The sequence below is a fragment of the Mycobacterium sp. 236(2023) genome, assembly GCF_029623955.1.
In the GTDB taxonomy this organism is placed as follows: Bacteria; Actinomycetota; Actinomycetes; order Mycobacteriales; family Mycobacteriaceae; genus Mycobacterium.
The window spans coordinates 169,269-193,018 of the sequence record NZ_JARSBP010000004.1 but is presented as its reverse complement, the minus strand read 5'-3'; the positions used below and the strand labels follow the sequence as shown (position 1 = coordinate 193,018).

Here is a 23,750-nt window from a genome sequence, read left to right as displayed (position 1 = left end):
TGCTAACCGACGGCAACCGGTTCCGCGGTCGACCGGCCGATGTTCTCGCCGGCGTGCGCCCGATGTTCCTGAAGGCGCAGGAACACGAACCAGGTGACGAACGCGCAAACGACGTAGAAGGCCAGGAACACCCAGAACGCCATCGTGGCCGACTTCGCGTCGCTGACGTAGGAGGCCCGGAGCACGACGTTGATGAACACGCCGCCGAGTGCGCCGACGGCACCGGCGAATCCGATCAGCGCGCCGGACATCGCCCGCGACCACGCCGCCTTCTCGTCCTTGCTGAGGTCGTCGCGGCCCTGCGCCTTGGCCTCGAAGATCGACGGGATCATCTTGTAGGTGGATCCGTTACCGAGCCCGGACAGGATGAACAGCAGGATGAATCCGGCGACGTAGCCGAACATCTGGCCGCCGCTGGGGGCCCCTGACTGGCTGTCGTCGAGAACCCCGGAGGCGACCAGGATGCCTGCAGCGAACATCATCGCGACGAACACCCAGAGGGTGATCTTCCCGCCGCCGACGCGGTCGGCGAGCTTGCCGCCGAAGGGCCGCGAGATCGACCCGAGAAGTGGTCCGAGGAAGGCGATCTGGGCGGCGTGCAGGGATGCCTGCGCGGCGGTGTCCCCGCCGGCGAGGAAGTTGATCTGCAGCACCTGTCCGAACGCGAACGAGAAGCCGATGAACGAGCCGAACGTGCCGATGTAGAGGAAGCTCATCACCCAGGAGTGCTTGAACTTCATCGCCTCGACGAGCGCCCCGAGATTGGACTTCTGGTTGCGCAGGTTGTCCATGTAGGTGGCGGCGCCGAGAGCGGCGATGCTAATCGCGACGAGGTAGATGGCACAGACGATCTCGGGACGGGCATTGCCGAGCGTCGCGATGACCAGCAGACCGATCAGCTGGATGACGGGGACGCCGATGTTGCCGCCGCCGGCATTGAGGCCCAGCGCCCACCCCTTGAGCCGCTGCGGGTAGAACGCGTTGATGTTGGTCATCGACGACGCGAAGTTGCCGCCGCCGAGACCGGCGAACGCGGCGATCACCATGTACGTCGTGTACGACGCTGGGTTCTTCATGTAATACAGCGTCAGCACCGTGGGGATGAGCAGCAGCAGTGCACTGACGATCGTCCAGTTGCGGCCGCCGAACTTGGCGGGGGCGATCGTGTACGGGATCCGCATGAACGCGCCGACGAGAGTGGGCACCGCGACGAGGTAGAACTTGCCCGCCGCGTCGATGCCGTAGACGTCCTGCGGCATGAACAGGACCATCACCGACCAGATCGACCACACCGAGAAGCCGACATGCTCGGCGACGATCGACCAGATCAGGTTGCGCTTCGCGACGGCCTTGCCACCGGACTCCCAGGCCTCGACGTCCTCGGGGTCCCAATGTTCGATGTCGCGGTTGCGGACTGCGGTTGTTGCCATGCACATAGTGAAAGCCCAGGTCATTCCCTGTCCGTTGCACGTCGATGACCCTCGTGAAAACTCACCCTCACATCGCAGGTCAGCTCACCGTGAGGCTGCGCGACTGTGATGGCCGGGATCCATAGGCGACTTGCAGGGGAAACGAACCGGAAACACGCTGCTCCTAGCGTCGACCTATGTCAGACGCAAGCAGCCCCCGTTTCCTGCAAGGCGCCTACGACTTCGACGGATCCGGATACGACAAGCCGGTGCCGCTGGACCCGTCGTTGCGTTATGTGGTGCCCACGGGTGCCACCACCCAGCCGGTGTATTTCCGCGGCGGGAACTCGACGAAACAGATGGTCAGCGTCGTGCTGTACCGCGACGGCGTGGCGATGCGGTACTTCCCGATCGCCGCCAAGGGCGCCACGCACGTCGCGCTGCGGGTGGTCGAAGACCTGCTCGCCGACACGGTGCTCGAGCTCTACATCGCGGCGCCGGACGGTGCGAAGGGGACGGTGATCGTCGACCTCGGTCTGGTGGAGTTCTGATGAGCGCTCGCGCGAAGAAGCGAGGGAACTGATGGCTCAGCGCTTAGTCGTGGTGGGCAACGGGATGGCCGGAATCCGCGCCATCGAAGAGGTACTCGCGCGCGGGGGTGGGGATCACTTTGAGATCACCGTGTTCGGCGACGAGCCATACGGAAACTACAACAGGATCCTTCTGTCCAATGTGCTTGCCGGAGTGGACGACCCGACCGAGATCTATCTCAACGCCCTGGACTGGTACACCGACAACGGCATCGACCTGCGGGCCGGCGTACGCGTCGTGCGCTTGGACACGTTCGCCCACGTCGTGCATGCCGATGACGGCACCACGCTGCACTACGACAAGCTGATCCTCGCGACGGGCAGCCGGTCGTTCTTCCCGCCGATGGCCGGGTTGTGGTCGGACAACAAGACTTTGGCCGACGGCGTCTTCGGGTTCCGGACGCTAGACGACACGGCGACGATGATCTCCGAGGCCGCGAACCGAACCAAAGCCGTCGTGATCGGCGGCGGTCTGCTCGGCTTGGAAGCCGCACGCGGGCTGCAGAGCCGGGGCATGGCCGTCGACGTCGTGCACGCGGGGCCGACGCTGATGAACGCTCAACTCGACGATCCGGCCGGCGCGATCCTGCGGAAGTCCGTGGAGGACCTCGGGATCGGTGTGCACACCGAGAAGCGGACCACCGAGGTGGTCGTCGGCGACAGTGGCCGCCTTGAGGGCATCCTGTTCTCCGACGGCGCTCGCATCGACTGCGACATGTTGGTGATCGCGGCGGCATCCGGCCCAATGTCGGCTTGGCCCAACGCGCCGGCCTGACCGTCGAACGCGCCATCGTCACCGACGACCACATGCGCTCGATCGACGACGACGACGTCTACGTCGTCGGCGAGTGCGCACAGCACCGCGGCCAGGTCTACGGTCTGGTCGCACCGCTCTGGGAGCAGGCCAAGGTGCTGGCCGATCATCTGACCGGGTCCGATCTGACGTCGGCCTACCGCGGATCCCGCGTCGCGACGAAGCTCAAGGTCGCCGGCGTCGACGTCGCGTCGATGGGCGTCAAGGGGCCCGAGCATCCCGACGACGAGTTCGTCCAGTACTCCGAACCCAAACACGGCGTCTACAAGACCGTCGTGATCCGGGACGGAAAGCTGGTGGGCGCCACGCTCGTCGGCGATGTGTCGAAGGTGTCGTTCCTGACCCAGGCGTTCGACAGCGGGCTGCCGCTGCCCGACGAGCGGGTGGCGCTGATGTTCGACATCGGCACCCCGGACGTCGGCGTCGGTGTCGCCGAACTCGCCGACGATGCACAGGTCTGCAACTGCAACGGCGTGTCCAAAGGCGCACTGGTCTCGTGTGTGCAGGGCGGTGATACGTCGGTTGCGGGCGTGATGGCGAAGACGAAGGCGGGCAAGGGCTGCGGATCGTGCAAGGAACTCGTCTGCCAGGTCGTCGAGTGGGCGGCCGGCGGTGCCGTCACCGAGGATCCGTCGGCGTCATGGTATGTGCCCGGAGTTCCGTACGACAAAGCCACGCTGATGCACCATATCCGCGAGCTTGAATTGCATTCGGTGTCTTCGGTTTTCGCCGCACTCGCACCGGATGGCAAGGAGGATGCGGGATCGAAGATGGCGCTGGCGTCGTTGCTGGAGATGATGTGGGCCGACGAGTTCGTCGACGAGCGTGACGCCCGCTTCATCAACGACCGCGTGCACGCCAACATTCAGCGCGACGGCACGTTCTCGGTGGTGCCACAGATGAAGGGTGGCGTCACCGACTTTGCGCAGCTGCGCAAGATCGCCGACGTTGCCGAGAAGTACGAGATCCCGATGATCAAGCTGACCGGCGGGCAGCGCATCGACCTCCTCGGCGTGCGCAAGGAGGATCTGCCGAAGGTGTGGTCGGACCTGGACATGCCGTCCGGCTACGCGTACGGCAAGAGCTTCCGGACCGTGAAAACGTGTGTGGGAAGCGACTTCTGCCGCTTCGGAGTCGGCGACTCGACCGCGCTGGGCATTGCGATCGAGGAACGCTTTCAAGGTTTGGCGAGCCCGGCCAAGATGAAGCTGGCCGTGACGGGGTGTCCGCGCAACTGCGCCGAGGCGCTGTGCAAGGACCTCGGCGTGCAGGCCATCGACGGCGGCCAGTGGGAGATCTATGTCGGCGGTGCCGCCGGGGCACACATCCGCAAGGGAGACCTGCTCGCACGTGTCGACAGCCCCGAGGAAGTCATGACCTTGACCGGCCGGTTCCTGCAGTACTACCGCGAGGGCGCCAATTGGCTTGAGCGCACCTACAAGTGGGTGCCGAGGGTGGGCATCGAGCACATCCGGTCAGTGGTCGTCGATGATGCCGACGGGCTGGCGGCGGGCCTGGACGCGCGCATGCAGAAGTCGGTGGACGCGTACCGGGATCCGTGGCTCGACGGCCGCGAGCCGGCATCGGTGGGACAGTTCAAACCGTCGCTGCCGTTACTGCCGCTCCCCCAGGTGCCTGTGCGATGAGCGCTTGCGCGAAGAGCCGAGGGCAGCGATGAGTGTAGGAGTCGCGATCGACATCGGCCCGATCGACGAGATACCGGTCGGTGAAGGGCGCACGTTCGCCATCGACGGCACGCAGGTGGCGGTGTTCCACCTGCGGGACGGCTCGGTGCGTGCGGTCGACGCGGTGTGCCCGCACAAGGGCGGCCCGCTGGCCGACGGACTCGCCGACGGCTGCGTGGTGGTGTGTCCGCTGCACAATCACACCTTCGACCTGAGCTCGGGCAGCGAGGTCACCGGCGCGGACATGTCGGTGCGCAGCTATCCGGTCGAGGTTGTCGACGGCGCGATCCGGCTGACTCTCTCGTGAAAGAGACCCTGTCCCGGTCAGACGGGAATAGTCGCGGGATCCCCGCAGTTTGGTGACATGTCATGCAATGCACCAGACCGAGGGGATCGTCATGCGCTACGCCATCATCGGAGCGGGAAACATCGGTACGGCGGTCGCCCGTCAGTTCGTCCGCACGGGTATCGAGGTGGGGCTTGCCGCCTCGCGAGGCATCGACGCGGTCCGTCCAGTCGCCGAGAGGATCGGACCGCAGGTGACCCCTGTCGATGTGGCCGACGCCCTCGACGCTGACGTGGTAATCCTCGCCGTCCCGTTCGAGGCCGTCCGCGAGCTGGTCGGCCGGGTGCCCGATTGGCAGGGCAGGATCGTCGTCGACGCCACCAACGCGATCGACTACTCGGACTTCTCCCCCGCGGATCTCGGCGGGCGTGCGTCGTCGGACCTGGTGGGCGAGTGGGCGACCGGGGCGCGGGTGGTCAAAGCGTTCGGCCATACCTGGGCCAAGGTGCTCGCCCGCGAACCGGGTGACGGTCACGGCGGCAAGCGGGTGCTCTTCGTCTCCGGCAACGATCCGAGCGCGAACGACGAGATCGCGCAGTTGATCTCGCGGTTCGGCTTCGATCCGGTCGACCTCGGACGCAACTCAGAGGGCGGTTTGCTTGCGCAGTTCGGCGGACCGCTGACCACCAAGAGCCTTGTGTCACAGGCTATCAGCGGCGCGGGCCCCGCCGAGATGGATTTGGTTGCGCCGTGATCGCGCTACCGAGCCAGCGCCGCACGAAGTAACGCAGCTCGTCGGGTGAACGGGCCGGGTCGTTGGGTGCGACGAAGAACGACAACATAATTCGCAACGTGAACTCGACCAGATCTCGCAGTGCGGCGTCGTCGTATCCGTAACCGTCCCAGTCCACGTCGAAGCGCGTGATCATCCGCATGCCGAAGTCCTGCGCCAGCGCGGACGCGACCTCGCTCGGCCCCGCAGCCGAACTCGGCGCGGACAGCACGATGCCCAGATGCGGTGTCGTCGCGACGGCATCGAGGGTGAACAGGACGCCTTCGGTCATCGCATCGGAGGGGTCGTGGATCCCGCGGACATGGGCCGCCAGCCGATCGAGGAAGCCGTCGACCGAGGCGATCGCGGCCTCACGCATCAACTGATCGGCCGTCGGGAAGTACCGGTACACCGTCTGCCTGATCACGCCGAGCGACTCGGCGACATCGGCGATGGTGATGGCTGTGCCGGTTTCGGCGATCAGATCGACGGCGGCCGCGACGATGCGCCGGGCGGCCTCCTCGTCGGTGGACGGCGGATCACCACCCCAACCACGGCGTTTACGTGCCATCGTGCCCCGAACCGTAGCACGGCCGTTGACGTTCACCGGACCATCCGGTAATCATACATTAATCGATTTATTTGTATGATTTGAGAAGTGGGGCCGATGACCGACCTGATAGTGCGCAAGCTCCGATTCGCCTTCGCCAGCAGCCCGGTGCCGTTCGTCTGGAACGAGGCCAACCCGGCGTTCTCGTCGATGGCGAACGCCGTGTCCTTCCTGGCCATCGGCTTCGAGAAGATGATCGGCAGCATGATTCCCGAGGCGATGCCGCACATCAAAGACCCCGCGATCGCCGAGGAGGCCGACGCGTTCGTGCGCCAGGAGGGCCAGCACTCGATGGCGCACCGACAGCACGCCAAGGGGCTGATCAAGGCCTACCCGGAGCTGAAGAGCACCCTCGACAAGGTCATCGACGCCTTCGACGACATGACGGCGAACACCCCACTGAAATATCGCCTGGCCTACACCGCCGATCTCGAGGCGACGTTCACGCCGGTGTTCAAGCTGATGCTCGACCACGACGACACACTGTTCGCCCCCGGTGACGACCGGGTGGCGTCACTGTTCCTGTGGCACTTCGTCGAAGAGGTCGAACATCGCAGCTCGGCGCTGATCATCTACGACGCCGTCGTCGACGATCCGTGGTACCGGATGCGAGTGGCACCGTCGATCTTCAAGCACGTGATGGCCATCATCAAGATGGCCTCCGAAGACTTCAACAAGTACGTCCCGGTGACCGACCGCAAGGTGGACGCGATGTCGACGTTCCGTATTCATCGTCGTAAGAAGGCTCTGCTGCAACGTCTTCCGTTTGTCGACGCGCCGGATGACGGGCCGTTCGCGAACGCGTTCAGCCATCTGCCCCTGCGCGAACAGCTCGTCGCACTCAACGGCGTCGTGCGCAGCCAGATCCCCGGACACGATCCGGCGCAGGAAAAGCTCCCGGCGCTCGCGCAGGAGTGGTTCGATCGCTACGACGCCGGCTACGACGTGACCCAGTGGTACACCGGCTCCACCCAGAACGAGGACGCCCATGTCTGATCTCTGCACGCCCACCTTCGCCGATCTCGCAGCCCGCCTTGGCTTTTCCTGCGAGACCGCGGGCGGCCTCGTCGAGGTCCGCAACCCGTTCGCCCTGGAGAACTGGACCCTGCCTGTTCTGGAGCTCACCGTGATCGTCGGCGCCGCGCTGGCGCTGTGGTACGCGATCGTGCGACTGCGCAGAGACAACGACCCGACCAACATCGTGCTGTGGTTCGGGGCCATCGCCTACCTGCTCATCATCGAGCCGCCGCTGTACTTCCCCGGCGCGTTCGGCATCTCGGAGTACGTCGACACGATGTTCGCCCACAACGTGTTCACCGTCGAATTCCTGTGGGGCCGGTTGCCGCTCTACATCGTGGCGATCTACCCGATGATGGCCACGGTCGCGTTCGAGATCGTGCGCAGCCTCGGTCTTTTCCGCCGCTACGGAACGCTCGTGGGCGCGGTGTGCGTCGGGTTCGTCCACCACGCGTTCTACGAGATCTTCGACCACCTCGGCCCCCAGCTGCGCTGGTGGGAGTGGACGCTGGACCACCCGATGAACCAGCCGTTCTTCGATTCGGTGCCGCTGCCGAGCGTGGTGGTGTTCGCCGCGCTGTGGCCGATGTCGCTGGCGCTGTGCGTGCAGTTCTTCGTCGGTCGGCACGTCGATGAGGGCCGGACGTTCACCGGCGGACAGATCGTGGTGCGCACCATCGTGATCGGCATACTGGCGTCCATCGGGACCGCGATTCTGCCGCTCCCGGCCACGGTGGCCGCGGGCGTGTCGGGCAGTACGACGGTCGGCGGCGTGGTCTACGCCCTCGAGCTGGTGGTCATCGCGGTGGTCGCGATTCCGGCTGTCTTCACGCAGTGGCGCCGCATGCGCAGTGAAAAGTCCGATTTACCAAGATTTCCCAACCGTCCGATCTTCGTGTACGCCGCGGTGTACCTCGGGGTGATGGCGGTGCTGTGGGTGACATCGCTGCCCGCCTACCTCGACGCCGCCGACGGCGTCACCACGGCAGGCGATCCCGTGGGCAGCCTCTGGTACACCGTCGTGTGCTTCGCGATCTCAGGTCTGTGCCTGGCTGCCGCGGCGAGCGCTCAGATCGGCATCCGGTACCCGAAGAACTCGTTGTCCTCGTTGTAACCGCCGTATCCTTTGCCGACATCGGTGAAGGTCTCGACGAAGTCGACGGCTGCGATCCACTTGATCTGTTTGAAGCCGAGCTCCACTTCGTTGCGTAGCCGCAGTGGAGCCCCGTGGGTCTCGGTGAGCGGTTCCCCGTTCATCTCGTAGGCGAGCAGCGTCGTGGGTTCCCGCATATGGCTGATCTTGTGGCAGTCGTAGTACGGCCCCGCACCGGGTTCCGGACCGTCGGCCAGGGAGTAGAACACCGCCCAGCGTGCCGACGGGAGCGGCTTGACGAGCTCCACGATGTCGGACATCCGGACGCCACCCCATTTGGCGATACCAGACCAGCCCCGGATGCAGTAATGCTGGGTGAAGGTGCTGCGCCACAGCGATTCCGAGGACCAGCGTGAGCACGGCGAGCGGGATCAGCCACAGCATGCTGAACCAGCGCCTGCCGATCCGGACGGACGGCACCGAGGCTCGTTCGTCCGATAGCCCGCCAGCCCATTCGTCGAGGTTGACGGCCATGGCCGGACGCTTACACGTCAGGCGCTGGTCACGCCTTGAATCCGCCGAACCAGGCGATGAGGGTCTCGGAGAACAACTTCGGGTCCTGACCGTGCATCGAATGACCCATCATCGGGAACGATTTGTAGGTCAGCTGCGCGCCGCCGCCCTTGACCAGTTGTGTCACGCGGCCGGCTTGGACGTCGGTGCACGCGCCGATCAAGCCACCTGACGCCTCGTCGGTCATCCGGAAGTGGTGGGTGAACAGCACAGGCACCTTGACCTTGCTCAGCATCACGTGGTGGGGGCAGCTGGCGGCGAAAGTGCCTGTGATGAAAGCCTTTCCCCACTCGGGGTCATATTCGCGCAGATTCTGTGCCGGTTCGGCGGTGCCGACTACGAGCGCGACGTGCGCCTGCCAGTCGGCGAGTTCGTCGGGCACCGCGGCAACGAAGCCGTCCCAGTCACCGACCGTCCACTGGTCGCCGAGGTAGCGGGCCCACATCCCGAACAGCGGCCCGATGCTCTCGGTGATCGGCGGCCCGACGACGGGCGAGGTCTCCGAGCTGAAGAACGGCGGATCCTCCCAGCAGGCGGCGATCACCTGCCCCGGCCTGGCGAAGGCGGACAGCCACGCGCTGGCGAGCCCGCCCGACGACAGTCCGCTGATGAACGCGGGCCGCCCGATCACGCCGTCGAGAAATCGCACGAGGTCGTCGCCGACGTTGTCGAGCGTGTACCGATGCGGCGTACGGGTGGAGCGCCCCTGCCCCCGCAGGTCCACCGCGTGCACGTGGAAGCGCTCGGCCAGCAGCGGCATCGCGACTTCGTAACCCCACCACGATTCCGACTGTCCCGGGATCAGCAGCAGCGGCGGGTTGGCCGCGTCACCGGCGACGGCGTAGTTCAGCCGGACTTCCCCGGTGTCGAACAGCTGCTCGGGGTAGCTGTGATCGACGTAAGTGGCCTCTGGTGCGTGCGGTCCGAAAGCGCCTGCGTAACTTCCCATCACTTCAGGCTGTCACACCCGGGTCAGTCCTCGGCGGGCTTGACCGCCAGCACCGGCTTCGGGCATTCCAGGATCACCTTCTGCGCGACGCTGCCGAGCATGAGCTTGCCTACCGGGTTGCGGTGACGGATACCGACCACCAGCAGTTGCGCGTCGGGGTCGCTCATCGCACTCAGCAGCTCGGCTGCCGGATCCACCCCGACCGGCTGCCTCAGCTCGAACGCCACCCCGCACTCGGCCAGTCGGTTCTCGACGTCTCCGACCTCAGCCTGGCCGGCGAATCGCGCGTCGACGTAGGACTCCCCCGACGTCGCGTTGATGACCAGCAGCCTCAGGCCGCGAAGCTTGGCCTCGGAGATGCCGTGCTCGAGTGCCGCGTGCCCGTAGGGATCTGCGGTGTATCCGACGACGATCGTGGTCATGAGTGGCTGGCCTTCTCTTTCTGGTCCTTGTCGTCCTCAACCACCAGCAGCGTCTCTTCGCTGCGGTTCATCAGTCGCAGGATCAGCGGCGCCAGAAGCAGCAGCGCCATCAGCACGTAGGTGACGATCGCGACGGGCTCGGTGAACAGGCTCCCCCAGTCACCGCCGCCGAGCTGCAGGCTCTGGCGCAGCTGCCGCTCGATGCGCGGCCCCAGGATGACACCGATGATCAACGGCAGCACCGGAAGTCCGAAGCGGCGCATCATCAGCCCCATCAGACCGAAGATCAGCAGCAACGCCAGATCCAGCGCTTGCAGGTTCACCGCGAACGCGCCGAGCGTGGCGAAGAACAGGATGCCTGCGTACAGGTAGGGACGCGGCGTGCGCAGCAGCTTGGCCCACAGGGGCGCCAACGGCAGGTTCAGCACCAGCAGCAGGAAGTTGCCGATGAACAGGCTGGCGATCAGCGTCCAGATCAGCAGCGGTTCCTTGTCGAACAGCGTGGGTCCGGGCTGGATGCCGTAGGACACGAACGCCGTCAGCATGACCGCCGCGGTCGCGTTGGTGGGCAGACCCAGGGACAGCATCGGCACCAAAGTGCCTGCGGCCGAAGCGTTGTTGGCGGCCTCCGGCCCGGCGACACCCTCGATGGCGCCCTTGCCGAACTCTTCGGGGTGCTTGGAGAGCTTCTTCTCGGTGATGTAGCTCAGGAACGTCGGCAGCTCGGCGCCGCCGGCGGGCAGCGCGCCGAAGGGGAAGCCGAACGCGGTGCCTCGCAGCCACGGCTTCCACGACCGGCCCCAGTCCTGCTTGCTCATCCACGGGCGTCCGACGGGGATGACGTCGGCGGGGCGGCGGCGCAGATGCGCTGCGACCCAGAGTGCCTCGCCCACCGCGAAGACGGCCACCGCGATGACGACGATGTCGATGCCGTCGGACAGCAGCGGGATCCCGAACGTGGCGCGTGGCTGGCCGGTCAGCGAGTCGATGCCGACGAGGCCGATGGCGAGACCCAGCAGCAGCGAGATCAGGCCGCGGACCTTCGACGAACCGAGGACCGCGGTGACGGCGACGAGCGCGAACAGCATGATCGCCAGGTACGACGGGGCGCCGAGGGTGACGGCGAAGCGCGAGATCGCCGGGGCGAACGTCGCGAGCAGCGCGGTGCCGATGGAACCGGCGACGAACGAACCGATCGCCGCGGTGGCCAGCGCTTGAGCAGCTCGGCCGGCTTTGGCCATCTTGTTGCCCTCGATCGCGGTGATCACCGACGACGATTCACCGGGCGTGTTGAGCAGGATCGAGGTCGTCGAGCCGCCGTACATGCCGCCGTAGAAGATTCCGGCGAACATGATGAACGCCGCGCTGGGGCTGACGTTGTAGGTGATCGGCAGCAGCAACGCCACGGTCATGGCGGGCCCGATGCCGGGAAGCACGCCGACCGCGGTTCCCAGCAGCACGCCGATGGCGGCGTACAGCAGGTTCATCGGGGTGGCGGCCTCGGCGAAGCCCTGCAGGAGCCAGTCGAAGTTCTCCATTTACAGAATCCCATCCAGAATGCCTGCGGGCAGCGGGATTCCGAGCCCGGAGTAGAACGCATAGAAGCTGGCGACCGCCAGGACGGCCCCGATCACGATGTTGCGCACGTAGTGCCTGCTGCCCAGGATCGTCGCGCAGCCGGCGAAGAACAGGGCGCCCGCGATGGCCCAGCCGAGCGGATTGACGAGCACGATCAACAGCACGAACATGCCGACGAGCAGTCCGACGGTGCGCCAGTCGCTGGGCATGTCGGGATCGATGTCCTCACCGGCATCAGCCTCTCCGCGCGACCCGCGCGGGATCGCGACCGCCAGCACGACCGCCATGATGAGTAGCCCCACCCCGATGACAATCGGAAACAGCCGGGGGCCAACAGGATCCACCTTGGCCCAGTCGCCGGGCAGCGACACCGCGTCGAAGATCAGGAATGCGCCCACGATGACCATCACGGCGCACACGATGTACTGCGCGTAATCGGGCTTGCCCGACGTCTTGTCATCCAATTCGGTACTCATACTCACACCAGCCCGAGATCGGTCAGCGTCGTCTCGACGCGCTGGTCTTGTTCTTCGAGGAATCTCTCGAACGGTTCCCCGGTCATGAACGCGTCGCTCCAGCCGTTCGTCACCAGCGCCTCCTTCCACGCATCTGTGGCGTGCAACTCTTCGAGGACCTTGACCATCGTGTCGCGGTCCTCGTCCGAAATACCCGGCGGGGCAAGGATTCCGCGCCAGTTCGTGAAGGTCAGGTCGATGCCGGCCTCGGTGAGCGTCGGTGCGTCAACACCCTCGACGCGCTCCTCGCCCGACACCGCGAGCACGCGCACCTGACCCGACTCGATCTGGTCGACGTACTCTCCGAGACCCGACGTGCCCGCCGCGATCTTGTTGCCCAGCAGGGCGGTGAGCAGGTCACCGCCGCCGTCGTAGGACACGTAGTTGACCGTGGTGGGGTCCACGCCCACGGCCTTCGCCGTCTCCATCGGGAACAGATGGTCGGGGCCGCCGGGGCTCGAACCCCCGCCGACGGCGATCTTCGACGGATCCGCCTTCCACGCTTCGACGAAATCGCCGACCGTACGGAACGGCGAGTCGCCGGGGACGAGGATGCCTTCCTGTTCCTCGACGACCTTGGCCAGCGCGGTCGCATCCGAGGCACGGGCCTTCGATCCATTGGTGAACGTGGCGCCCACGACGCCGAGGCCCATCATCATCATCAGGTCGCCGTTACCCTGCTCGTTCATCAGGCGGGCCATGGCGACGGTGCCGCCGGCGCCGATGACGTTGAACACCTCGATGCGGCCGGTGATGTCGTCGTCTTCCATGATCTTGACGGCGGTGCGTGCGGTGAGGTCGTAACCTCCGCCGGGACTGTTGGGCACCATCATCCGCAGGCGGTGCAGACCGGTCTGCTCGCCGCGGGTCACCCCGCACGCGGTGAGCAGTAATGCGGCGATCACGGCGATGGTCAAGCCGGTGATCACCCTGGCAGTAGCTGGGCGCCTGCCGGATGCGAACATGTCGTCCCCAATCACTTGGTTGTGATGCTCAGCAATACTGGACCCAGGCAGTGACCTACGTCACTGATGTGGACGCAAAGGAAATATTGGTCATTAAGTACATGCGCAGCCTGGCCGGCCAGTTCCTGGTGTTCCAGCTCGTCGTCGTCGCGGTCGTGCTGGTCGCGGTGGCCGCTGTGTCGGTGACCCAGTCCGAAGGTGAGTTCCGTGAGGTCCGCGGTCAGCGCATGATCGCCGTCGCCGAGAACATGGCGTCGACCCCGATCGTGCGCGAACGCACCGAGCAGACGCCGGCCGACCCGTTCCTGGCGCAGACGCTGGCCCCCGAGGTCGACAGGGCGGTCGCACTGTCCGGTGCGAGCCTCGCCGAGATCCTCGGCCCTGACGGCACCGTCCGGGCGTCCTCTGATCCGTCCCGGGTCGGCGCCCGGATGGACCTCGGACCCAGCCGGGCCGACGAGGGACGCGCGTGGTTCGGTGACACCGACATCGACGGGACGCACAGCCTGGTCGGTCAGGTGCCGCTGCTGTCCACGGACGGCGACGTGCTGGCCGTCGCGTCGGTCAGCGAGCGATACCCGTCGGTGTGGACCTTGCTCAGCGGCGCGGGTGAAGGTCTGCTCGTCTACCTCGGGTTGGGTGCCGCGCTGGGACTGGTGGCGTCATGGCTGTTGTCGCGGCGGATCAAACGGCGCACCCGTGGTCTGGAGGTCGCCGAGATCGCGAGCCTGGCCGATCACCGGGAAGCGTTGCTGCACAGCATTCGCGAAGGCGTCATCGCGGTCAACAACGACGGGGAGATCACCTTGCTCAACGACAGTGCCCAGGATCTCCTCGGTGTTGCCGGCGGCGCCGTCGGGCGCCGGGTTGACGACGTCGGCATCGACCCGGCGGTGGTGTCGCTGCTGATGTCGGGCATGGAAGGCCGAGACGACGAAGCCGCCGAAGACACCGTCATCGCGACGCGGACGCGTGTGCTGGCGCTGAGCCGCCGCACGGCCACCAGTGGAGGCACCCGCATCGGGACGGTGACGACGATGCGCGACAGCACCGAGTTGGCCGCCCTGCAGAGTCAGCTGTCGTCGCACAAGAGCGTGACCGACACACTGCGTGCCCAGACCCACGAATTCGCCAACCAGCTGCACACGATCTCGGGCCTGGTACAGCTCGGTGAGTACGATTCGGTCCGTGACCTGGTGGGCACGTTGACGCGTCGGCGCGCCGAGATCAGTGACGCGGTGACACAGCGGATCTCCGATCCGGCCGTGGCGGCGCTGCTGATCGCCAAGACCTCCTTGGCCGCCGAGAGCGGCGTCGATCTGCGACTGGACCCGCAGTCGCATCTGGCGGCACTCGATCCGGCGATGGCGACCGACGTCATCACCCTGCTGGGCAACCTCATCGACAATGCGGTCGACGTGTCCGTCGGCGCTGCGGACGCCTGCGTGACCGTCCGCGTCGATGACGGGGCCGGGTTGACGATCTCGGTGTCCGATACGGGACCCGGTGTGCCCGAACACCTTCGCGAAGCGATCTTCGCGCGCGGTGTCACCTCCAAGACCGAGGTGCCGGGCGGGCGTGGCATCGGACTGGCCCTGGTGCGACTGGTCGCAGCCCAACACGGCGGCACGATCGATGTCAGTGACACCCCCGTCGGCGGAGCGGAGTTCCTGGTGCGGCTGGGGGCGGTGACCGGCCATGCGTGACGGCTCGCGTCGTGTTCTCGTGGTCGACGACGATTTCATGGTCGCCGAGATCCACCGCCGGTTCGTGGACCGGGTGGACGGCTTCGAGGCCGTCGGTGTGGCCCGCAACGGCGAAGAGGCGCTGACCGCGGCACGGGATCTTCGGCCCCACCTGATCTTGTTGGACGTCTACCTTCCGGACATGACGGGCCTGGATGTGTTGCACCGCTTACGTTCCGACGCCGACCGCGTCGACGTCATCATGATCACCGCGGCCCGCGAACTCGACACGGTGCGCGGGGCGCTCGACGGGGGCGCCGCCGACTACCTGATCAAACCCTTCGAGTTTCCTCAGCTGGAGGCGAAATTGCAGGCTTTCGCCGCCCGGGCGGATGCCCTGCAGTCGGCGGGCGGTGCCGACCAGAACCTGATCGACACGCTGTTCGGCGGCCCGTCCGTCGCGCCCGCGAAGGTCATGCCCAAGGGTCTGGGCGCCGAGACCGGCGAGCTGGTGCTGGCCGCCGTCCGCCAGGCCGGGGAGGTCTCCTCAGCCGAATGCGCTGACCTGGTTGGGATTTCCCGGGTCAGCGCACGGCGCTATCTCGAACACTATCTCGGTACCGGCGCTCTCGAGCTCCGACTGCAGTACGGCGTTGGCCGCCCGGAGCGCCGGTACCGGATAGCGGGTTAGGGCTCAAACGGTCGTCGGCCGGTTCACGATGGTCCCCGCCCCCGTCCCATCGGCGATGGTGGCACCGGTCGGGCTCGACAGCGTCACGATGAAGCTCTCGTTGCCTTCCATCTGGGTGTCTCCGAAGACGACCACGTTGATGGTCTTGCGGGTCTCGCCCGGCGCGAACGTCAGCGTGCCTGTCGTGGCGGCGTAGTCGCTGCCGCCGGTGGCGGTGCCGTTCGACGTCGCGTAGGCCACGGTCACCGCCTGGGTCGACGGGGCGGCCAGCGAGACCACGAACTGGGCGAGCACACCCGGGCTGCTGTCGTCGAAGTCGAACTGGATCTGCTCGAGGTAGGCCATCTTGTTGGCGTTGACGGTCTTCCAGTCATCGGCCAGGATCCCGCCGGTATCGGTCGAATTCGGGTTCCACGACCAGAACGTCCACGACATGTCCTGCGTGCCCGCCGGGATGTCGATGGTGCCGTTGTTGTCGAAGTCGCCGGACAGGTACGACGTGATGGCCTCGTACCAGATGACGTCCTTGGGATCGTTCATCCGGGTGCCGAACTCGCCGAGATAGATCGGGGCGATGTTCTGCTCGTAGATGTACCCCCAAGCCTGCTCGAACTTGTCCGGCAGCGCCGCACCGAAGTTCGCCTGCTGGAACCACGGCTGGTTGTACACCGAGTTCGGGTAATCGTGCGGCGAGTAGACCACCCGGTTGGGCACGTTCAGCACTATCGGACGGTCCTTGACGCCCATCAGATTGCCACCCCACCAATAGTTCTGGCCCTGGTAGGTTTCCACGCCTTCGACGATGATCAACCAGTTGGAGTTCACCGACAGGACGGCGTTGCCCGCGCGTTCGGCGGCGGCCGCCCAGTCGGTCGCTCCCCCGCCGCCCCACGTCCCGTTGTGGGGTTCGTTGTGCAGGTCGGCGCCGATCACCGTGGGATTGTTGACATATCGCTGCGCGAGCATCTTCCAGTCGGCGATCCACGCCGCCTCGGTGTAGGAACCCTCGTACCAGAGACCGTTGTTGTTCGGGCCGGCGCCCAAGCTGCTGCGGTGGTGGTCGAGGATGACGCGCATCCCGATCTCGCCGGCGTAGGCGACGATCTTGTCCATGATCTGCAACGAGGTCAGGCCGACCAGGTCCGGGTTCTTGGAGAAGTCGATCCCGTTGGGAGCCGCTGTGGTGTGCAGCATCTCGCTGGAATACGCGAGCCGGATGGTGTTGAAGTCCAACGCCGCCATCTGGTTCATCATGTCCTTGTAGCCGCGTGTCCACAGGCCGTGCGGCGCGAAGGTCTCGCTCTCCATGCCGAACCAGTTGACACCAGCGATCTGCACCGGATTGCCCGCCGAATCGAGGATCTGGTTTCCGGACGTCCTGAACCAGCCGGGCGCGACACCGGTTCCGGGGGCACCCTCGGTCACCGACGCATCGGAGATGCTCAGGGACACGTTGGCCGGGATGTCGTCGTTGGTGATCGTGCCGACAGCGGAGCCGTCGGAGATCGTCGCACCGGTGGGGCTCGACAGGGTCAGCGTGATCGTTTCGTTCGGCTCGGCCACGGTGTCACCGGTGATGGCGACCTGGATCTGCTGCGTCAGCACCCCCGGCGCGAACGTCACCGTTCCCGACTTGGCGGTGTAGTCGACGCCCGCGGTGGCGGTACCGTTCGAGGTCGCGTACGTGACCGTGACCGGCGTGGTCGATGACTTGGACAGCGTGACGACGAACGTCATCTGCGTTGTGCCGCTGTTGGATTCGTTGACCGTGGTGTCGGCGACCGAGACGGTCGGCGGCTGGGTGGGAGCGCTCTGCCCGTTGACCGTGAAATTGGTCGCCGTCGCCGCGCCGGATGCCTGAAATCCGAACGTGACTGTTTTGCCCGCCGCCACAGCCGGATTCCAGGCGGCGTTACGCACCACGTAGTGGTTGCCGACGCGGCTGACGATCTCGGCGTTCCAGATGTTGCTGATCTGGGCGGGGGTGTCGAATTCGACGGTCCAGCCGTTCAGCGCCGACGTGCCTGCCGTGACGGTCACCGTCGCCGTGAAGCCCGAACCCCAGTTGTCGTTGACCACCATGGCGGCAGACGGGTTGCCCGGTGTCGGGGCCACGTCGTCGTTGGTGATCGTGCCGGTGGCGGTGCCGTCGGCGATCGTCAATCCGCTCGGGTTCGAGAGCGTCAGCGTGAACGTCTCGTTCTGCTCGACGGCGGCGTCACCGAGGATCGTCACCGAGATCTGTTGGCTGGTCACGCCGGCGGCGAACGTCAGCGTCCCTGCCGTCGCGGTGTAGTCGGTGCCCGCGATCGCGGTCCCGTTGGCGGTCGCGTAGGCGATGCTCACCGGCGCCGTGGCCGCCTTGTCCAGCGTCACCGTGAACACCAGGTTCTTGGTGCCGGCGTTGCCTTCGGTGACCGAGGCGTCGGCGATCGTGACCTTCGGCGGAACCACCGGCGCCACATCGTCGTTGGTGATCGTGCCGATCGCCGAGCCGTCGGCGATGGTCATGCCGTTCGGGTTCGACAGCGTGATCGTGAACGTCTCGTTCGACTCCACCGCCGTGTCACCGAGGACGGCCACCGAGATCTGCTGGCTGGTCACCCCCGCCGCGAACGTCAACGTCCCCGACTTCGCCGTGTAATCACTGCCCGCCGTAGCCGTCCCGTTCGACGTGGCATAGGCGATGGTCACCGGCGCAGTCGGCGCCTTGTCCAACGTCACCGTGAACACCAGATTCTTCGACCCGCTGTTCGACTCGGTCGTCGTAGCATCCGCGATCGACACCTTCGGCGGAACCACCGGCGCCACATCGTCGTTGGTGATCGTGCCGATCGCCGAGCCGTCGGCGATGGTCATGCCGTTCGGGTTCGACAGCGTGATCATGAACGTCTCGTTCGACTCCACCGCCGTGTCACCGAGAACGGCCACCGAGATCTGCTGGCTGGTCACCCCCGCCGCGAACGTCAACGTCCCCGACTTCGCCGTGTAATCACTGCCCGCCGTAGCCGTCCCGTTCGACGTGGCGTAGGCGATGGTCACCGGCGCAGTCGGCGCCTTGTCCAACGTCACCGTGAACACCAGATTCTTCGACCCGCTGTTCGACTCGGTCGTCGTAGCATCCGCGATCGACACCTTCGGCGGAACCGTGGTCGGGTTCTGACCGACCGGGACGCCGTTGACGACGAAGTTGGTGGCCGTCGCCGAACCTCCACCCGGGGAAGCCTGGAAACCGAAGCTCAGGGTCTGCCCCGCCGCGACCTGCGGGTTGTAGGCGACGTTGCGCACCACATAGTGATTGCCCACCCGGCTGACGATCTCGGCGTTCCAGATGTTGCCGATCTGCGCCGGAGTGTCGAATTCGACTGTCCAACCGTTGAATCCGGTGGTCCCGGCCGTCACCTCGACGGACGCGGTGTAACCCGAACCCCAGTTGTCGTTGACGGTGTACTTGACCGCGGCACTGCCCGGCGTCGGGGTGGAGCCGTCGTCGTCGGTGATCGTGCCGACGGCGCTACCGTCGGCGATCGTCGCGCCCGTCGGCGAGGACAGCGTCACGGTGAACGTCTCGTTCGACTCTACGACGGTGTCGCCGATGATGTCGACGTGCACCGTGCGTGAGGTCACGCCCGGCGCGAATTCGATGACGCCCGACGACGCGGTGTAGTCGACGCCCGCGATCGCGGTGCCGTTCGACGTGGCGTAGCGCACCGTCACCGCCTGCGTGGACGGCTTGTCCAGCGTCACGGTGAACATGAAATGCGCGTGGCCGCCATTACCCTCGGCCACCGCGAGGTCGGCGATGGAGATCGCCGGCGGTGGGCCCGAAATGGGGTTGACCGTGCCGTAGTCGTTGAAGACCGAGCTGTAGCCACCGGCCGGAGTGGTCGTGCCTGAGGTGTTCGTCGTCGCCTGGCCCACATTGCCCGGGTAGTCACGGTTGATCGACCACATCGACAGCATTCCCAGGCCTTTGGCGCGGGCGAAGTTCTCCAGCGCCTGAGCATCGGAGACGGTGAAGACCTCGGTCAGGACGTCGTTGACGCCGAGCATCGGCGTGACGCCCAACTGGCTGTAACCGAACGTCTTACCGAATCCGGCGTACAGCGTGGCCAACTGGGCGTGGGTGGACTCGGCTGCAGCAATCGCGTAGGCGCCCATCGTCTTTGCGTTGGGACCGCTGGTCGGCGCAGCCGACTCGCCGTAGTCCATCGCCATGATGTTGACACCGTCGAGCTTGACACCCGCTTCGAGAGCCTTGCGCACGACGTTGATGCCGTCGGCCGTGAGTCCGGAGGGCAGCACGGGAAGCGTGTACCAGATCTCCAGCTCGGGCATCTGCTGCTGAAGCAGCTTGAGTGCCTGCGCATTCAGGGCGATCGACGCGGGCTCTGCTGCCGCCGCGCCTTCGATGTCGAAGTCGATGCGGTTGAGGTTGTAGGTGGTGACAACACCGGCGTATGCGGTGGCCAGCGCCTGCGCGCTGAGCCCCCGTGCCACGTACCACTGCGCCAGACTGGTTCCGGATGCACCGCCCAGCGAGATCATCACGTCGCCGCCGGCGGCCTGCAGCGCGGCGATCGACTGGTTGATCGCCTTGGCTTGATCGAACGTGGAATCCGGGGTCAGCGCGGACAATCCGGCCCACGCCAGCTTGCCCTCGGGGGTCGCCTGCAGGAATCCGAGCGTCATCAACGAGGTTCCACGCTGCTGCGCCAGCGCCAGCAGGTTCGGCACCGGCCACGCGCCCATGTCCACGTACGGCGCGAAAAATGCCTCACCCCAGAGCTCGTCACCGGGGTTACCGGAATTGAGGCCGCCGACGCCCGGAGTGACGACGGTGTCGTCGTTGGTGATGGTTCCGGTGGCCGACCCGTCGCCGATCGTCGCTCCCGACGGGTTGGACAGTGTCACGAAGAACGTCTCGTTCGGCTCGACGATGCTGTCACCGATGACGTCCACGTGCACCAGCTGGGATGTGACGCCCGGTGCGAACGTGATCGTTCCGGTGGTCGCGCTGTAGTCGACCCCGGCGATCGCGGTGCCGTTGGAGGTCGTGTACGTGACGGTCACGGTCTGCGTCGAGGCCTTGCTCAGCGAGGCGACGAACATGAAATGGCTGTGCTCACCGTTGCCTTCGGTCACCGACAGGTCGGCGATCGACACACTCGGTGGCGTGCTCGGCGTCTGATCGACATCGTCGTTGCGGATGGTGCCGACGCCGGTGCCGTCGGCGATCGTCGCGTTGACGGGTGCCGACAGAGTGAGGGTGAACTGCTCGTCGAGTTCGACGAGGGTGTCACCGTTGACCGTGACGTTTACCGTCTTGGACGTCTGGCCTGGCGTGAACGTCAGCGTGCCGACGGTCGGCGAGTAATCACCACCCGCGACGGTGGCGGTGCCGTTGCTCGTGCTGTAGCTGACAGTCACCTGCGCGGTGGACGTTTTCGACAACGTCACCGTGAAGGTCACCGTCGACGTACCGTTGTTGCCTTCCGACACGCTGCCGTCGCTGACGGAGATCCTGGGCTGCGTATTTGACTGTCCCGCACTGTAAATGAGGTCCGCCCACTTGGTGCGCGCACCGTCGTCGAGGGCGACGATATTGCTCGTCGTGAGCTCGCCGATCGCGACACCGGTCAGCGTGTAGGACTGGTTGTTGGCGGTGATGGCGATCTTGGTGGACCCGCCGACCTCCGTGACGTCGAACTCGTGGGCTTTGAACCAGCCGAAGTCGAGCTTGTCCTTGCTTGGGTCGAAGTTCAGTGTGGTGTGGCTGCCGTGGAGCCAGTCGATCTTGGTGGTGGTGCCGGACTGACCGGTGGGAGGCTGACCGTTGCCCGCGGCGGTAGGCCAGTTGTTGGTGCCCGCGTATGCGACTCCCTGGGGCAGCACCTGGGAATCGGGGACCGTGCCGATGCCGAGTTGCAGATGGAGCCGGTCCTCGCGGACCTGGGCGCTGTGGAACACGAAGTTCTTCGCGGTCAGCTGACTCTTGGTGACGCCCTGCAGGATCAGCGCCTGCCCGGTGCCGGCGTTGGAGATGACGACACCGTCGGGCGTGTCGTTCATGAACAGTTGCTCGCGGGTGCCGAAGTAGCGGAAGTCGACGACGTCGGTCGCGGCGTTGAAAGCCACCCGGTCGATCTGCCCGACCTCGTGGGACCGCGCGTAGACGGTGTTCGCCTTCGGCGTGATGCCCTGCTCCCAGGCGAGCGCACCGGAAAGGTCCTGGCGCAGATGGTCGTTGATGACCGGGGTGAAGCTGTCGATGGTGAGCTGGCTCAGTGAGACACCCTGCAGGACCGCGGTCTCGCCCGACCACGGATTGCGGAAGCCCACGCCTTCGGGCGTGTCGACGACGATGAAGTTGTGCACGGACACATCACCGAGGTCGAGCTTGTCCTTGGCGGGGTTGAACCCGACGATGTCGGCTCCGGACGTTGTGAGGTGGTAGATCGTGCCCGTCGTCGCGGCGGCGACCGAAGCGGTGGACACCTTGGCGCTCCTGAGCACACTGGGCTGCGAAGACGCCTGGGTGACAACCCCGTTGGAGTCGACAGTGACGGTCACCGGAACCTCGGACTTGATCGGGGTCACCGAGATGAGGTGGAAGCCGGCGTCGCGCACACCGATGACGAACGTGTCGGTGCCTGCACCGAGCGCCGGATCGACGACGTAGGTGAACTTCCCGGTGCTGTCGACCGTGACGGTGCCCAGCGTGGGTTTCTGTACAACCGAATAGACGAGCCTGTCCCCCTCGGGGTCGGTGGCAGTCAACACGCCGGACAGGACGCCGGGCGTGGTTTGGCTGGTCGATGTGAGCGCCGCCGACGGTCCGTTGTTGGCGAACAGCCGGTCCATTTCACGGCGGATCGCGCCCAAGACCACCGTCACGAATTCGAACGCGGGCAGCGGTGCGGTGCCGTCGCCCGCCGACGACCCGATGCCCAGCAGTCCCAGGAATTTCGAGACGATGTCGGCGAGACCCGTGGTGGCCGGGGTGGCGGTGGTCGCCGTCGGCTCGGACGCTGCGGACCTCAGCGACACCGCGACGACCTCATCGCCGGAATCGGCGGAGCCGGTGGCGGAATCGTCGGGATGGGTGGCCGCCACGGCCGACGACTCCGACAGATCGGCAGCGTCGGTGTCAGGCTCCGCCGTCTCGGACTCGGGATCGTCGACGGCGCCGGTCGGCTCGTCCTCGGCACGCGAACCCGTCGACGCGTGAGCCGGGTCGTCGACGACGACCTCATCGGAGTCGTCGGCGGGCTCGCCGGACTCCTCGCCGGCCTCCTCCACGTCACCATCCGCCTCGGGATCGACCGAATCCTCCTCGACCTCAGCAGGATCCGTCGCGTCGGCATCCTCGGCTTCACCCGCCTCGTCGTCGGATTCGGCGTCGCCGGCGTCGGCTTCGGCCCGCGCGGCGGCTTTCGCGCTGGTGGCACCCGATTCCGTGCTCGAGGTCTCGGTACGGGACTCGCCCGCGGCGCTGTCGTCGCCGGTCTCGGCAGCCGCAACCGCCGGGCCGGCCAGGCCGATGCCCAGCGCCACAGCTAATACTCCGACTCGGCCGACAAATCTTCCGTAGCCCATCAGCGACTCACTCCCTGTCCATTCTTCACCCCCACCGGCGGGGCCTGTGGCTAATCGCACCCAAAATCACGAATGTGAAATTGACGACTCCGAAATGCATGAAACACCACCCGTCGCGGATCGTCAAGCAAACCGGTGCGGCGCCCCGCGAATGGCACAAGCCGACGACAGGCAAACAGGCCAGAAATGCATTGTTAGTCGATTTACCTGTGTAAAGTTGCTTTACACAGGGCCTGCTCCCCCTACAGCGAACTATTGAAATCACCGGGCGACCAACCCTCCAGCGAGCACCACAGGCTTCGCGAATAGTCGATTGTCAAATCTCTTAACAATGGACCGAGTTGCGCCAACACTGACGACAGCGAACCTCGGGAACGTCCTCGATCGCGCAAACACGGGTTGTTGACCGTCGACAAACTAAGGGTTGGCTGGCAAACCTACCGACCTCCACGGGCGTCGAACGCACGTACGACCTTGCGCGCCGGCTCAGGAAATCC

The 23,750-nt window shown here is 65.9% G+C and carries 16 protein-coding genes and 1 pseudogene; 8 read left to right on the top strand and 9 right to left on the bottom strand.

Going from position 1 to position 23,750, the window contains the following annotated elements:
• Positions 1 to 2: 2 nt before the first annotated feature.
• Positions 3 to 1,430 (bottom strand): nitrate/nitrite transporter, encoded by a 1,428-nt coding sequence (locus P9A17_RS17985; protein WP_278040061.1) that lies wholly within the window; start codon positions 1,428 to 1,430, stop codon positions 3 to 5.
• A gap of 176 nt (positions 1,431 to 1,606) precedes the next feature.
• On the opposite strand from P9A17_RS17985, the gene P9A17_RS17980 reads away from it, so the two are divergent.
• The 4 genes and pseudogenes from P9A17_RS17980 (at position 1,607) to P9A17_RS17965 (ending at position 5,538) form a co-directional block, all read left to right on the top strand.
• A complete protein-coding gene (locus P9A17_RS17980) occupies positions 1,607 to 1,960 on the top strand; it encodes a molybdopterin oxidoreductase (protein ID WP_278040060.1) in 354 nt (117 codons plus the stop codon).
• Between the two features lie 31 nt (positions 1,961 to 1,991).
• Positions 1,992 to 4,459: pseudogene (nirB, locus tag P9A17_RS17975) on the top strand (nitrite reductase large subunit NirB).
• Positions 4,460 to 4,487: 28 nt separating this feature from the next.
• Positions 4,488 to 4,805 carry a nitrite reductase small subunit NirD gene (nirD, locus tag P9A17_RS17970; protein WP_278040059.1) on the top strand — a complete coding sequence of 106 codons (318 nt, stop codon included), beginning with the start codon at positions 4,488 to 4,490 and terminating at the stop codon, positions 4,803 to 4,805.
• Positions 4,806 to 4,872: 67 nt separating this feature from the next.
• Entirely contained in the window at positions 4,873 to 5,538 is a 666-nt protein-coding gene (locus P9A17_RS17965) for an NADPH-dependent F420 reductase (protein WP_278040058.1), read from the top strand.
• Here P9A17_RS17965 and P9A17_RS17960 read toward each other — a convergent pair.
• On the bottom strand, positions 5,495 to 6,127 hold the full coding sequence (locus P9A17_RS17960; RefSeq protein ID WP_278040057.1) for a TetR/AcrR family transcriptional regulator: 633 nt from the start codon (positions 6,125 to 6,127) through the stop codon (positions 5,495 to 5,497). The two genes, P9A17_RS17965 and P9A17_RS17960, sit on opposite strands and share 44 nt — an antisense overlap.
• Before the next feature lie 96 nt (positions 6,128 to 6,223).
• Between P9A17_RS17960 and P9A17_RS17955 the strand changes: the two genes are divergently transcribed.
• A complete protein-coding gene (locus P9A17_RS17955; RefSeq protein ID WP_278040056.1) occupies positions 6,224 to 7,162 on the top strand; it encodes a metal-dependent hydrolase in 939 nt (312 codons plus the stop codon).
• On the top strand, positions 7,155 to 8,297 hold the full coding sequence (locus P9A17_RS17950; RefSeq protein ID WP_278040055.1) for a hypothetical protein: 1,143 nt from the start codon (positions 7,155 to 7,157) through the stop codon (positions 8,295 to 8,297). The genes P9A17_RS17955 and P9A17_RS17950 overlap by 8 nt, the downstream gene beginning before the upstream one ends.
• On the opposite strand, the gene P9A17_RS17945 is transcribed toward P9A17_RS17950, so the two are convergent.
• The 6 genes from P9A17_RS17945 to P9A17_RS17920 form a co-directional block, all read right to left on the bottom strand.
• Positions 8,252 to 8,620 (bottom strand): molybdopterin-dependent oxidoreductase, encoded by a 369-nt coding sequence (locus P9A17_RS17945; RefSeq protein ID WP_278040571.1) that lies wholly within the window; start codon positions 8,618 to 8,620, stop codon positions 8,252 to 8,254. The genes P9A17_RS17950 and P9A17_RS17945 overlap by 46 nt on opposite strands.
• 218 nt (positions 8,621 to 8,838) lie before the next feature.
• Positions 8,839 to 9,798 (bottom strand): alpha/beta hydrolase, encoded by a 960-nt coding sequence (locus tag P9A17_RS17940; protein WP_278040054.1) that lies wholly within the window; start codon positions 9,796 to 9,798, stop codon positions 8,839 to 8,841.
• A gap of 23 nt (positions 9,799 to 9,821) precedes the next feature.
• Positions 9,822 to 10,220, bottom strand: a complete 399-nt coding sequence (locus P9A17_RS17935; protein ID WP_278040053.1) for a universal stress protein — start codon at positions 10,218 to 10,220, stop codon at positions 9,822 to 9,824.
• Complete coding sequence (locus tag P9A17_RS17930; protein ID WP_278040052.1) at positions 10,217 to 11,758, bottom strand: tripartite tricarboxylate transporter permease; 1,542 nt, start codon at positions 11,756 to 11,758, stop codon at positions 10,217 to 10,219. The genes P9A17_RS17935 and P9A17_RS17930 overlap by 4 nt, the downstream gene beginning before the upstream one ends.
• Positions 11,759 to 12,274: a tripartite tricarboxylate transporter TctB family protein gene (locus P9A17_RS17925; RefSeq protein ID WP_278040051.1), complete on the bottom strand. Its 516-nt coding sequence runs from the start codon at positions 12,272 to 12,274 to the stop codon at positions 11,759 to 11,761.
• A gap of 2 nt (positions 12,275 to 12,276) precedes the next feature.
• Positions 12,277 to 13,278 carry a tripartite tricarboxylate transporter substrate-binding protein gene (locus P9A17_RS17920; RefSeq protein WP_278040570.1) on the bottom strand — a complete coding sequence of 334 codons (1,002 nt, stop codon included), beginning with the start codon at positions 13,276 to 13,278 and terminating at the stop codon, positions 12,277 to 12,279.
• Between the two features lie 101 nt (positions 13,279 to 13,379).
• Between P9A17_RS17920 and P9A17_RS17915 the strand changes: the two genes are divergently transcribed.
• The gene (locus tag P9A17_RS17915) at positions 13,380 to 14,984 is read left to right on the top strand and encodes an ATP-binding protein (protein WP_278040050.1); all 1,605 of its coding nucleotides are present in this window, start codon (positions 13,380 to 13,382) and stop codon (positions 14,982 to 14,984) included.
• A complete protein-coding gene (locus P9A17_RS17910) occupies positions 14,977 to 15,654 on the top strand; it encodes a response regulator (RefSeq protein WP_278040049.1) in 678 nt (225 codons plus the stop codon). The genes P9A17_RS17915 and P9A17_RS17910 overlap by 8 nt, the downstream gene beginning before the upstream one ends.
• Before the next feature lie 3 nt (positions 15,655 to 15,657).
• Here P9A17_RS17910 and P9A17_RS17905 read toward each other — a convergent pair whose 3' ends face one another.
• The gene (locus P9A17_RS17905; protein ID WP_278040048.1) at positions 15,658 to 23,211 is read right to left on the bottom strand and encodes a Calx-beta domain-containing protein; all 7,554 of its coding nucleotides are present in this window, start codon (positions 23,209 to 23,211) and stop codon (positions 15,658 to 15,660) included.
• Between the last annotated feature and the right edge of the window lie 539 nt (positions 23,212 to 23,750).